We start from the raw sequence: 13,511 nt of genomic DNA, 5'->3' as shown, positions 1-13,511 counted from the left end.
AATTGTTCTTTTTTTTATTCCAAGTCTATTAACCGAAGATTGATTTAATCAGCATATATATAACCGTAGCAACAGCCAAGGAGAGTATTGCGAACTTCAGTTTTTCAAGAAGTGTATAACTTCTCTTGAGTGCAATATTTACCTCTCCAAACTTATCTATAAAATAAGCATTTCTCCCTTTCTCCATAATCAAAGCCAATCCATCGGAAAAAGAATAGACCCTCTCATAAATAAGGGACACAAGTACTTTATTTTCCTTGTTTATAAATCCCCATTTGCTACCCATCTTTGCAGCGGCAAGCCCTTCTGAGAAAATAGATAAGTCCTCATATATAAAAGGAATAATTTCCTCTCCACTTTCATTAATAAAGCCGTATTTTCCGTTTAAATTGGCATACGCTAATCCTTCTGAATATTGGGATGCAATATCGTCATATATAAAAGAAACTCTTTCATTACCGACCTTGTCGATCACTCCCCACTTCTTATCTTTAGCGATACAAATCAGACCATCTTTACATTTTACACCTTCCGAACGATCATATATAAAGGGAATAACTTCATTACCAAAAGTATCGATAAATCCGCATTTTTCATCTTTGCAAACACAAATAAGCCCTTCGCTAAACTCGAAGATATCATCATAAACAAATGGCACAACTTCGTTACCCTGTTTGTCTATTATTCCGGCTTTACCATCCTTAAAAACACCACAAAGATCTTCCGAAAAGCAGTTTATCCGATCATAACGGCAAGGGATCACCGATTCTCCCTTTTTATCGATAAATCCCCACTTACCATCCTTGCATACCCCGGCTAATCCATTCGAAAACACATCAGCATCTTCATACTCGATAGGAATAACCTCGTTACCGGCTTTATCAAGATATCCGCATTTTCCCTTCTTTTGCACCATTACCAAGCCTTCGGAATAACTAAAAGCCATTTCATAAATACAAGGAACAACCAATTCTCCGAATTTATTAATAAACCCTGTCCCCGATTTTCGTATAATGTGTGCCATCCCCTCTTGAAAACTGAATGCGTAGGAGAAGGGTATTATATTGTTATTGATATTTTTCAAGTCTTTAAATTTAATAATCGTTTTATAAATAAATCTTATTTGTTCATAAAAATATCATCAAGCATTTTATCCATATTTTGCTTGTTGCTTTCACTATATCCAAACCAAGACCCTATGATTTTGCCGTTTTCATCAAGAAGATAATATTGTGGAATTCCATTGACCTGATATCTTTGATTTATATCATCTCTATTTATCATTCCAAGAGAATGGGCATCAAAACTCTGAACATAAGAGACCTGAGACCAGCGATTCAATTCATATTTTTCTATTGAATTAATCCAATCTGCTTTATTATCATCTTTTGAGATTCCAATTATTGCAAAATTTTTATTTTTATATTTCTCTTGTATTTTCTTCAGATGAGTCATTCCTTCAATACAATACGTACACCAACTAGCCCAAAAATCAAGTAGTACATATTTCCCTCTATACTCACACAATTTTACGACTTCTCCTTTGATATCAGGAGCACTAAAATCAGGAGCGACACTTCCTATTTGTGTATTTTCTTTGCCTTGTATGTAATAATCAACGTCCTTTCCTCGCAAAGTATTTTTTAGGCTATCGCCTAAATACATATATAAATATCTAGCGTCCTTGACATTTATCATTTTAGAAAATAGCAAATCTCGTATAAGTTGTGGGGCTATATATGAATCAGTATATTTCATAATAAATTCTTTTTGAGACTTCACTATAGCATCAACAACTCTTTTCTTTTCCACAGAAGTATCGGGTTTTATCTGAACATGTATAAATTCTTTAGACAACGCTTTAAGATCTTCATTAAATAAAAGTTCATATTCTTTTTGGGTCTTCGACCCTTCTACATCAAAGCTATTTAAGCTATCATTCAAAATCTTGATTTGAATTTTTGATGGTTCAACAAAAAAACGAATATTCACATCATTCACGACTAAAGTAGCAAAGGAAGGTGTCTTCGTTTTACCTTCGAAGGTAAATTTTCCGGATTCTATTTTTGCAGAATCTTTAATTTCGACCCACTGATTTTCTCCTTCAATCGTATACTTCAAATAGGCCAATCCATGATTAACCCCTTCAATCGACCCTTTTAGTAAAAAACTATCCGGATTGTTATTTTTACAACTAATAAGAAAAAAAATAATACAGGTTAACAAAATACTTTTTTTCATACCTATATGATATTTCTGAAATTTATTTATTTCACTATAGAATCAAGCTTCCCATCAGCAAACACGGTGGTCAGTTTATCCCCTTTTTTCACTGCGCTACTTTGCTTTATCACTTTCCCATCTTTCATGGTCAAGGTATATCCTTTTTTCAGAATATTCTCGGGCGACGCCAAAAGAAGATGTTTTTCAAACATGTCCAATTGTGTATTTTCATCCTTAAACTTTTGCAAAGCAACTCGTTTTAAAGTATTCTCAAACACTGTAAGATTGTTTATACTCTCTTTGTTTAATTGCTGCGATTCCCTGATAAGAATATCCTGGAACGAAGACAACTTACTATGATTTTCTTTATGTGAACTTTGCAAACCTCTTATCAAAACATTCTTTGCAGAGGATAGAATTGTATCCTGCTCTTTGAGCCATGCTTTAAGTAAGAATGTATTCTTTGTTTCAAAAACGCTTAAACGTACAGCCTCATCCTGTAGTCTTTGCGTAACGACAGAGACAATATCATGAGCCATTTCGTCCAATTCCATCGCTGTTTCTGCAATATTCCCGATCAAGAATTCCGCAACAGCAGTGGGCGTCTTCATGCGTGTATGCGCTACGATATCCAGAACCGTATCGTCCCGCTCATGCCCTATTCCTGTTATTACAGGCAAAGGAAACTGTGCACAGCTTGCTGCCAAAAGATAAGAATCAAAGCTGCTCAAATCCGAAGTTGCTCCTCCTCCCCGAATAATAACTACGGCATCGAAACAATCCTGATATTCATAAATACGCTCCAATGCTGAGATTATAGAACTCTCGGTGCGCTCACCTTGCATGAGAGCCGGAAATAACTTGGTATAAAAAATAAATCCATAAGGATTATTTGCCAATTGATCGAGAAAATCCTCATATCCTGCAGCTGTGGGAGAAGATATTATGGCAATCTTATTTGTAGGAATAGGCAATTCGAGTTCTTTATTTAAGGAAAGAACTCCGTCTTCTTCCAATTGTTTTATTATTGCGGCTCTATTCAGCGCCTGATCTCCGAGTGTATAAGTGGGATCGATATCGTGAACCGTAAGCGTGAATCCGTATAGTTCATGAAACTCAACACTTACCTGAACCAGCACTTTCAGCCCCGATGAAAAGGTCTGTTTTGTCGTGTTCTCGAAATACGCCTTGAGTATATAAAACGTATTTGCCCATATCATTCCCCGGGCTTTAGCAATCAAGGCTCGCCCGTTTATATCCTTCTCTATGAACTCGAGGTAGCAATGTCCATTCTGATTGACACGCACATCGCTTGTCTCAGCACGAATCCAAAACACTTCGGGAAGGGTCTCTTTCAAGACACCCTTGATGAGATTATTCAATTCATAAAGAGAGATTGCAGGACGGTTCATTTCTTTCCTTTCTTTAGCGGCTGTTGCACTGCTGTTTTTTTATCAACCAACTGTTGTGCTATCTCCATCGCTTTCTTCATATCGGGAATACCATAACCATAATCCCTGTTCGGATGCTCATAAATATCAGAAGATTGCCTTACCACCTCTATTATCTCCTTGTTGGTCAATGCAGGAAAAGCCTGCCACAGGCAAGCTACCATACCGCACATAATAGGTGAAGAGAAAGAAGTTCCACTTTTATATGTAACCAACCCATTGTCTCCCACTACCGTTGCTCCTTGTCCGAGAGCCATTACATCGGGTTTTATCCTAAGATCCTCGGTCAAGCCTCTTGAGCTAAACGGAGCTATAACAGAGTCTTTCTGAACAGCACCTACCGTCAATATATTGAAGGCATCGGACGGCGGAGTTATTTTCTCCCATTCCGAATCTCCAGAATTACCCGCACTGATAACGACCAATATTCCTTTCTTTGCTGCAGCATCAGCCGCACGGGATATAAGAGCCGTTCTTCCTGTCAGGTCTTCATGTGTATAGCTTTTTGCCGGATAGTCGAAACTATTATAACCGAGCGATGTATTTACTATATTAACGCCAACACTATCGGCAAACTCGATAGCTGCTGCCCAGTAATCCTCTTCTATAGGATACTCACTGCGAGCATCTTCAGATCCCAGCAACCAAAAACTAGCTTCAGGAGCTGTTCCCACAAACTGCATAGGCTTATTCGTCCCAATGCAAGACAACACATTTAATCCATGCTGGTTGGCTCTATTAAACATATCTTCATTTTCGTAAACAAAGCCTTTGTATCCTTTGATATCCAAATTGTCTAGCATTGCGATTTGAGGTAAATGATTAAAGCCGGCATCGATTACAGCAATTGTCATCCCTTTACCTTTATACCCCGAATCATGAAGGTATTGTCCGTTATTAATTTTGATATTGTTTTTTCCTCTTGCGTAATAATCACCAAACACTACAGTTTCCACAGCCGGATAGGCGATTATACTATCCTTCTTTGTTTCTTCTACCGGCTTACCTCTCCATACAAACAATGCATCCGACACAAAAGGCAACGCCTTATACTTATCAACCATTGTACTATCCGAACAATGAACGGCAACGGTTCGCTGCCACTTGCTCTGTGCTACAACTTTTCCTCCAATACTTTCAATCGCTTTTATATACTCTTTAGATATCGGAAGGTCGGTTTCATCGATCTTTATATTATATTTCTGTCTCCTTTCAAGCGACTTAGCGGACAGAAAGTCTTCCGGCTTATCAATAGAATAATCGCTTTTTTTATCCTTGAGTGTAAGGCGGAATTTATAGTTATATTCCTGAGAGAATACAGAAAGTGAAGCTGCTAGCAAGAAGCAAACAAAAAATGTAGTTCTTTTCATATCTTTATTCGTATGTTTTATACAAAAATAAGGATAATAGCTTTTAGTTGGTATAAGATGTATCGTTATTTGTAAAATATAGGAAGTAAATAGAATATATTAATGATTTAAGGAAAGTTTATGTTATGAAAAACTTAAACAACTTAAAGTATCTAAATCATAAAATAGAAAAAGAGGTAATATCTTATCCGAAAGGAACAATTAATTACCTCTAAGTAAATCATATAGAATAAAGAGAAGGTGTGTCGCTATAGCAAATTTCCAATCTTAAAACCTAAAAATGCGGTTCGTGGCAAGCTAGGACCATAAATGTATGAAGGGTCACGGTCGATGCCTTTATCAAAGTCATTCTGATATGAATTGAAAATATTTTTCATACCTGCAAACCATTCTATAGTAATATTACCCGCAAGCCTCATATCATAATGGAACTTAACTCCTGTATCAAAAAAGGTTTTTGACTTGCGCAATTCTCCGGCTTCGGGGTTAGCGATCTCGGGACCAAAGTACGGAACTAACATTTTGCCTGTATAATTCCCCGTTGCAGATACCCCAAAATTACGAGCAAACTCCCAATCCAACGCTAAAAACCCATAAGCGTCCGGTGTTCGGAAAAACCTCTTTTCACCGAAGGTTTCATCACTCACTTTGTATCGGCTCGACTGAACAGTAAATCCTGCATTCAGACTTAATTTATCGGACGGCATAAGCTTCACCTCTAGGTTTACACCCTGAACAGCAGCTCCATCTTTAGAATTGATACGAGTATAAATCACTGTTCCATTTTCGTCAGGCTCACCAATTTCGTTTCTGAATGGATTATGCAGTTTATTATAGAACCCTTCTACCAAAATATTTGTATTGATACTTCCTATTTTTTTATTAAAGTCGAAGGATAATGTAAAGCTAGAGCTATTTTCTTGTTTTAGATGTGGGTCATTCTTGTTGATTACCTGACGAGAGCCGGATGTTTCTATATGAAGATCTTCATCAAAAATTTGAGGAGCACGATACCCCTTTGAGAAACCAATACGGGTCTGCAAATATGATGAAATATCATACATTATACTTGCCCGGGGCACAACTACCGTTCCCGACTTATCGCTATCGGTCTGCTTATCATCAATAGAGTAATGTTCTACACGTGCTCCGGCTAGGAACTTTGCTTTTCCTACCTTTATCTCATATTGTGCAAAAGCTCCCGTAATATTCAAAGCCTGATCGGATACTATACGATTCGGAACATGCGTGACAATGATATCTGTACCTCCCTCATTCAGTTTATATTCGGGATATCCTAGCTTCATATCGGTAAGGTGCGAGCCGGTATGCTCCACTCCACCGATTAATGTAGAGACATCGTTGACCGACAACTTATATTGAACACCCATATTATAGGTTTTATCCTTTGTATTTCCATAATCGCTCAACGACTGCTTGGCTCCATAGTAAGAATCTCGATCAAGATATTGCCCCGAACCGAATACTGTAAGCAAATCACTCTCTCTGAAATATTGCTCGTATGTCAATGCCCCGGTTATCATATCATGCTTTACCGACTCGGAGATATCTCTTTCGTGGTCGGGATAGTCTTGCTTATTCCCTCCTTTGCGCTCTTCTCGGATATTAAAAAAGTCGAGGCTCAATTTACTTCTGTATGCCGGACGATAAAAAATACGAGTTCCGATAACCGTATTCTTCATAGGTGCTATTTCCGAAAAGCTATCGCCATTTGCATCAAACATATTACGATCTCGCATATTTCCGAAAACAGAGATACCCGTCTTATGATCTTCGGTTACCAATGTAGCATTAAACGTAGCGTTATAATCTGCCACAGAGCCATTCGAACCGCCTACCCCCATTCCGATGAGAGATGTATTCAGGCCGGCTTCGAAGCTATTTGTCTTCGGATCTTTAAGTATAAGATTTATTGTTCCTGCAATTGCATTCGAACCATATAAAACAGAGCCACCGCCTCTGACTACCTCGATACGTTCAAGCATATTAGACGGAATAAGTTCAAGCCCATATACTCCCGCCAAACCGCTAAATATAGGGCGGCTGTTTATCAATATCTGAGAATAAGGACCTTCCATCCCATTCATTCTCACTTGCGAAAAGCCACAGTTCTGGCAATCATTTTCATAACGTAGACCTGTACAAAAGTTAAGTCCTTCACCTAATACTACCGACTGTGTGGTCTCAAGCATCTTTGTACTTATCGTGTTCACAATTACAGGAGCCTCGGTACGTTTCTGCGATGTACGCCCTGCGGTTACCACTACTTCATTAAGATTAAGAGCATCTTCTTCTACCTCGAAGTTAATTTCTATAGATTTGCCTCTTTTAAGTTCAACTTCTTTTTCCTGCGGCTTGTATCCGATTCCATGTGTTACGGCTATAAACCTTCCCTCAGGTAAGTTCGTTAAGGAGTAATGCCCGGTGGCATCGGTTGACACACCTATTGTTGTATTTTTCAGTACAACGTTTATAAATGGAATATGCTCGCCTGTTTTAGCATTGACGACATGACCAAATATATTGGCATCTGTCCTGATCAAATTAGCATGTATAAACGAAGAGAAAAATAGAAGGATAATAAACAATAGAAAGTGTTTAGAAAGACGTTTTAAAAAATTCATAGTGTGTTTAAAATAAGAATAGATAAATTGTTGTTTCTGGATGCGACGCAAAGGTATAAAAATCAAAAAAATCCGACAATCACTATTTCTAGGTATTTTATTTACGTTATAGTAATCTATAATAAGTATCCTCTCTATATCTATAAAAGAAAAAAATCCGCAATATTTAAATTACAGATTTTTCATTTTATGTATTTAAAACACTATAGGGCCTCCTCCCGGATGACCTCCGGGGCCTCTACCTCCCCAGCCTCTATCTCCTCCATCCATATCTTCTCTTTTTGTACCTTTTCCAAATATCTGGAACTTATACACAAAATTGACCATAAAGTAACTATTGATCGTATTAGAAATGGATTCTTGTATATATAATGCATTCTGATCGATATTTATATTACTTCTCTGCTGCAAGATGTCATATATTTTGAACCGTAATAAAGCATTTCCCGTATATTTGTTTTTAAATATACCTTTCAGCATCGAATCCATATTGTAAGTTACCGAAGCATTCCACAGCCATTCATTCAATTTATAACCGGAAGTATAACCCGAGTTGGTCGAATATTGAATATCTGATTGCAAAGTAAGCCCCAAAGGGAAATAAGTGGTGAAGTCACCCTTCGCTCCATAATTAAATGTCTCTCTGTCCTGATCGGTTGATATTGTATTTTTTATATTGTTATATCCGAAGTTACCGCCGATATTCAACAAAAAGCGAGCATCGCTCAACGTTCTTATCTGATCATCAAGAGAACCGGTGCGAAACTGCAATGTCATATTCTCTCTAAAGTTATATGTATCTGCCTTATTTTCCCTTTCATTTATAAATGTAGTGTTGTGGGCATATCTTCCCATTGTAAACGTATTAATCGAGAACTTCTTGTTTCGAAGTGGAGTATTATACGTCAAACCCATAAAACCATCCATATTGCCATCTACATTCTTATAGGTCATTTCACGTCCCTGATCTTTGTATGTAGAAACATTGACGATAGCATCCATTGTATAATTGAAATTTGTGAAAATAGCCAAGTTTGAATTTCTGTTTGTGTTGAAATTCTGATATCGTCCTCTCAAGCTATGTTGAAAGCTTGGCTTCAAATCGGGATTACCATAAGTAACATCAAACCCGCTCTGAGATATGATTCCATCATATAGCTGGGTTGTCGTAGGCTGCGATGTTCTACCACTATAATCTACCCGAAGTGTATTTCTTCTATCCCACTTATAATTAAACTGGGCATTAGGAGCAAAACTCAGAGAATTGCGGGGCTTTATATCTTTTTCAGGCTGGCCGGGCTGAAAAATACTGGTCTTAGACCTCGATGGCTCTAACCCGACTCCCAATGTATAATCGAACTTTTGCCTAATCGATTTAAAATTTAGAGAAACATTCTGGTTAAGGAAGTCATTCTTCACATTACGTGTATATTCTTCAGCTATCACATTATAATTTCCTTCGGCATCTTTATTGTAAGCCTTGCGGTCAGTCTCAGAATGGTTATTACGTACATTATAAGTCAATTGCAAAAAATTATTTCTTCCCAAAGGCTCTACATACGAAACAAATGCACGCCAATTATAACCTTTGTCATCCTGCAATGACTTTTGATCCCTGATGGAATCATTCTTAAGAGGGTCTGCATAGATAGAGTGAGAGTAATCATAGCCTTCACTGTCCGAATTATTCAGTCCACCCGAAAAACTGAAACTCAGTACTCGCCCCTGATTATTCAACTTACGACTGATATCGAGATTTCCGCTCAAGGAAAGCCCCTTTCCATCAACCGTATTCCAAGACGATTCCTTGTAGTTTCTCTCAGGATTATCAGCAAATGAAGTTTCACTTTCCCCCTCTTGATCATTTCTGTTCTTATTGTATTGTATATTCGGTCTGAAAACGATCTTTGTCAGTGAATCGGGAGTCCATTCGAAGCGAAAGTTTGCACCGAAGTTATCACTTTTATTATTTCCGTACGAATTACCATTTTGAGTTTGACTGGTTCCTGTAAATCTTCTGCTTGTCATAATAGATACATCATTATCCACAGAACCATACCGAACATTTCCTCCATATTTTAGCTTATCCGAATACTCAGTAGCAAAGTTCAACCCTCCATTTAGTGTTTTTGCAACTCCATTGTTAGCACCAAATCTCAATCGCCCTCCGCCACGTCCACCAAAGGCACTCGAGGCAAAATCTGAGAAACTGGCATTATTTGTATTATTTAATCCTCCCAACAGTGTAATTTGAATATTATCCCGCATATAATTAAATACCCCATTTGCTTCATAACGCTTTTTACTTCCATAGCCGACATAAGTATCGCCCATAAAACCCTGCTTCATACCTTTCTTTATCGTTAGATTGATCACGGTTTCGTCATCGCCATCATCAAAGCCGGTCATCTGAGACATGTCAGATTTACGATCAAGCACCTGAAGCTTATCTATAATATTAGCGGGCAAACTTTTAGATGCAACTTTGGGGTCATCGCTGAAAAACTCTTTTCCGTCTACAAGGAATTTTTTAACTTCCCTTCCGTTGATTGTTATTTTTCCATTCTCATCTATTTCAGCGCCGGGCATTCGTTTTATCATATCTTCTACCACATCGCTTTGCTGGGCTTTATACGAGTCGGCATTGTATTCTATGGTATCGCCTTTCACTTGTACCTCTATAGCTTTAGCTTCCACTACAGCCTCCCCAAGCATAATAGCATCCTCCTTCATGTATATATCGCCAAGGGACACAGACTTTTGGGCATTTGCTTTGAAGTACTGATCCGTATATCCAATAAATGATATTTGAGCAATATAGCGTCCTTGTCTGACTCCTACGCTGAATTTTCCATTCTCGTCCGTCACTGTACCAGTTACATACGCACTATCTCTAGCATTTAGGATTCTTATACTGGCCATCTCTATCGGCTCTTTCATTTCATTGTCGAATACTGTTCCTGTTATCGCTGTGGTCTGCGATTGTGCACTCAATCCTAAAAATGCACATAGAAATAAAAGTATGGGGATATTCCTTTTCATTTTCCTTTTAATTATTTTTGACTGATTTCTGTGACTGGCAAAACATTAAAAGGTTTAATTATATTTCTATTTTTTATAAATCTTTTTATTTTACTATCTTTTTATATCTTTATAAAAGAAGAAACGGCAAAGATAATCTTTCTGAAAAAGAGTTATCTTTGTATCCAATATAACCTACTTAAAAGAAAAATAAAAAGCTTTACCGCTTCACGATATGGCAAAAAAAACAGTCAGGAAAAAGAAAACTCAAGATAAAAGCAGCTCTTTCATCGAATTCATAAAAAAAGAGCGTACAAAATTCCTATTGGGAGTCTGTCTCTCATTTTTTGGGGCATACATACTACTGGGAGAAATATCATTTTTCTTTACAGGTGCTGCCGATCAAAGCAAGGTAACAAATAAATTCTTTCTTGATCTTATTTCTCACAAACAGGAAATAAGCAACTGGACAGGTGTTGTAGGTGCATTCGTCGCAGAGAAGCTTATAAACAATTGGTTTGGAATATTCTCGCTGCTTATCCCGGTATATCTTATACTGATGGGATTGAAGTTGATGCGTGTCGTCAACATTTCGGCTATCCGTTCATTCCTGCTTATGGCTTATGCCCTTGTGTGGGGTTCTATTACATGTGCTTTTATTTCGAGACTGATAAACGACGGAAGCAACATCCTTTGGGGTGGTCGTCACGGAATGTGGGTAGAAAGAATACTGGAAGCCGCATTGGGTATACCGGGCGTTATTATGGTTATTATTCTTCTACTCATTATATTCCTTATCATTACAAAGAAAGCTTCTATGGAATTCTTCCGTGGACTATTTAAGAATCCACTAAAAAGCTCTAATCAGGAAGAAGAGATAATCGAAGAGGAAGAAGAGGTATATGAAGAAGAGCTTCGGGCTGAAGAAAAGAAAAGCTGGTTCAGCTTTTTAAGGAGAAAGAAAAAAGAGGATGATCAATCTTCGGAAACAGAGGACTTAGGAGATGACTTTATATTACCTACAGCTACCGCAAAGGATAAGAAAACAAAGGACAAGCCGGTAACATCGATGAAGATCGACAACGATTTCGAGATTGTAATACCTGAGGATGAAGAATTTAATCCTACACAAAATACATTTATTCCTCCCGCAAATCCTCAGTCTGTTACGAATACGGAAAATGTTCCGGACTTCTTGCCCGAAGGCGAAGAGATGGAAGAATACGATCCGACCAAAGATCTATCTAGCTTCCATTTCCCATCTACAGAATTGCTGAAAATATATGACATGACAGGCAAAGGTGTAGATATGGAAGAACAGAATGCCAACAAGAGTAAGATCATCACGACTCTACAAAATTATGGTATCGAGATCACATCCATCAAAGCAACTGTAGGACCTACAATCACCTTATACGAGATCGTACCAAAAGCAGGTGTACGCATCTCAAAGATCCGTAACCTCGAAGACGACATAGCTCTTAGCCTCTCGGCTCTGGGTATACGTATTATAGCCCCTATGCCGGGTAAAGGCACGATAGGAATTGAGGTTCCGAACAAAGACCCTCAGATAGTCTCGATGCAATCTGTAATCGCCTCTCGCAAATTTCAGGAATGTGCTTTCGATCTCCCCGTTGCTTTAGGGAAGACAATCACAAATGAGATTTTCATGTTCGACCTATGCAAAATGCCTCACTTACTGGTAGCAGGAGCAACAGGACAAGGAAAATCGGTGGGATTAAATGCCATAATAACTTCGTTACTATACAAAAAGCATCCGGCCGAAATGAAGATGGTACTGGTTGACCCAAAGATGGTAGAGTTCAATATTTATTCAAGAATAGAGAAACACTATCTGGCAAAACTCCCTGACGCAGAAAAAGCGATTATCACCGATGTCACCAAAGTGACTGAGACGCTAAAATCTCTGACTAAAGAGATGGATGATCGTTATGAGCTGCTTATGAATGCCGGAGTGCGTAATATAAAAGAATACAATGAAAAGTTCCGCAAACGCCGACTAAACCCATTGAAAGGACACCGCTTTCTGCCTTACCTGGTTATTATCATCGACGAGTTTGGCGACCTGATAATGACTGCCGGAAAAGAGATAGAAATGCCTATCGCCCGTATTGCCCAAAAGGCTCGTGCCGTAGGTATGCACATGGTGATAGCAACACAGCGTCCGACAACAAATATCATTACAGGAACGATAAAAGCGAACTTCCCTGCCCGTATGGCTTTCCGTGTCACTTCGCAGATCGACTCCCGCACTATACTTGATATGTCAGGTGCCAATCAATTGATAGGACGTGGAGATATGCTCTTCTCACAGGGCAGTGACCTTGTACGTATCCAATGCGCCTTTGTCGACACTCCTGAGGTGGAAGGTATCGCTCAATATATAGGAAATCAACAGGGTTATTCGAGCGCATTCGAACTCCCTGAATATATAAGCGAGATGGGCGAAGACAAAGGTGGAAGTATCGACCTCAATGATAAAGACCCACTATTTGAAGAAGCTGCACGCCTTCTCGTAGTTCACCAGCAAGGATCGACATCGCTAATACAGCGTAAATTCTCTATCGGATACAACCGTGCAGGTCGCCTGATGGATCAATTGGAAGCAGCAGGGATAGTAGGGCCAACACAAGGAAGCAAGGCTCGTGATGTTCTTATTGCTGACGAATACAGCTTAGAACAGAAGTTAAATTCATTTGGCTAAGCCGCCTTAGGGATCAACATGATTATACAAAAAAGACTAGGAAAGTTTAATATTTAAACCTTTAATGAATAACAAA

7 protein-coding genes are annotated in these 13,511 nt (G+C 38.4%); 1 reads left to right on the top strand and 6 read right to left on the bottom strand.

Annotation, left to right across the window (positions count from 1 at the left end; all coding sequences use genetic code 11):
* Positions 1 to 28: 28 nt before the first annotated feature.
* The 6 genes from HMPREF9456_RS02295 to HMPREF9456_RS02270 form a co-directional block, all read right to left on the bottom strand.
* On the bottom strand, positions 29 to 1,024 hold the full coding sequence (locus tag HMPREF9456_RS02295; RefSeq protein WP_245530978.1) for a WG repeat-containing protein: 996 nt from the start codon (positions 1,022 to 1,024) through the stop codon (positions 29 to 31).
* 95 nt (positions 1,025 to 1,119) lie between these two features.
* On the bottom strand, positions 1,120 to 2,241 hold the full coding sequence (locus HMPREF9456_RS02290; protein WP_006841837.1) for a TlpA disulfide reductase family protein: 1,122 nt from the start codon (positions 2,239 to 2,241) through the stop codon (positions 1,120 to 1,122).
* A gap of 26 nt (positions 2,242 to 2,267) precedes the next feature.
* Positions 2,268 to 3,635: an exodeoxyribonuclease VII large subunit gene (gene xseA, locus HMPREF9456_RS02285; protein ID WP_006841836.1), complete on the bottom strand. Its 1,368-nt coding sequence runs from the start codon at positions 3,633 to 3,635 to the stop codon at positions 2,268 to 2,270.
* The gene (locus HMPREF9456_RS02280; protein ID WP_006841835.1) at positions 3,632 to 5,044 is read right to left on the bottom strand and encodes a S8 family peptidase; all 1,413 of its coding nucleotides are present in this window, start codon (positions 5,042 to 5,044) and stop codon (positions 3,632 to 3,634) included. The genes xseA and HMPREF9456_RS02280 overlap by 4 nt, the downstream gene beginning before the upstream one ends.
* A 248-nt stretch (positions 5,045 to 5,292) precedes the next feature.
* The gene (locus HMPREF9456_RS02275; RefSeq protein ID WP_006841833.1) at positions 5,293 to 7,689 is read right to left on the bottom strand and encodes a TonB-dependent receptor; all 2,397 of its coding nucleotides are present in this window, start codon (positions 7,687 to 7,689) and stop codon (positions 5,293 to 5,295) included.
* Between the two features lie 195 nt (positions 7,690 to 7,884).
* Positions 7,885 to 10,731, bottom strand: a complete 2,847-nt coding sequence (locus HMPREF9456_RS02270; protein WP_006841832.1) for a TonB-dependent receptor — start codon at positions 10,729 to 10,731, stop codon at positions 7,885 to 7,887.
* Positions 10,732 to 10,945: 214 nt separating this feature from the next.
* On the opposite strand from HMPREF9456_RS02270, the gene HMPREF9456_RS02265 reads away from it, so the two are divergent.
* Positions 10,946 to 13,435 (top strand): FtsK/SpoIIIE family DNA translocase, encoded by a 2,490-nt coding sequence (locus tag HMPREF9456_RS02265; protein ID WP_006841831.1) that lies wholly within the window; start codon positions 10,946 to 10,948, stop codon positions 13,433 to 13,435.
* Positions 13,436 to 13,511 lie beyond the last annotated feature (76 nt).

The organism is Dysgonomonas mossii DSM 22836, from assembly GCF_000213575.1.
GTDB lineage: Bacteria > Bacteroidota > Bacteroidia > Bacteroidales > Dysgonomonadaceae > Dysgonomonas > Dysgonomonas mossii.
Note: the sequence above shows the minus strand (reverse complement) of the source record. Positions and strands in the feature narration are given on the sequence as shown.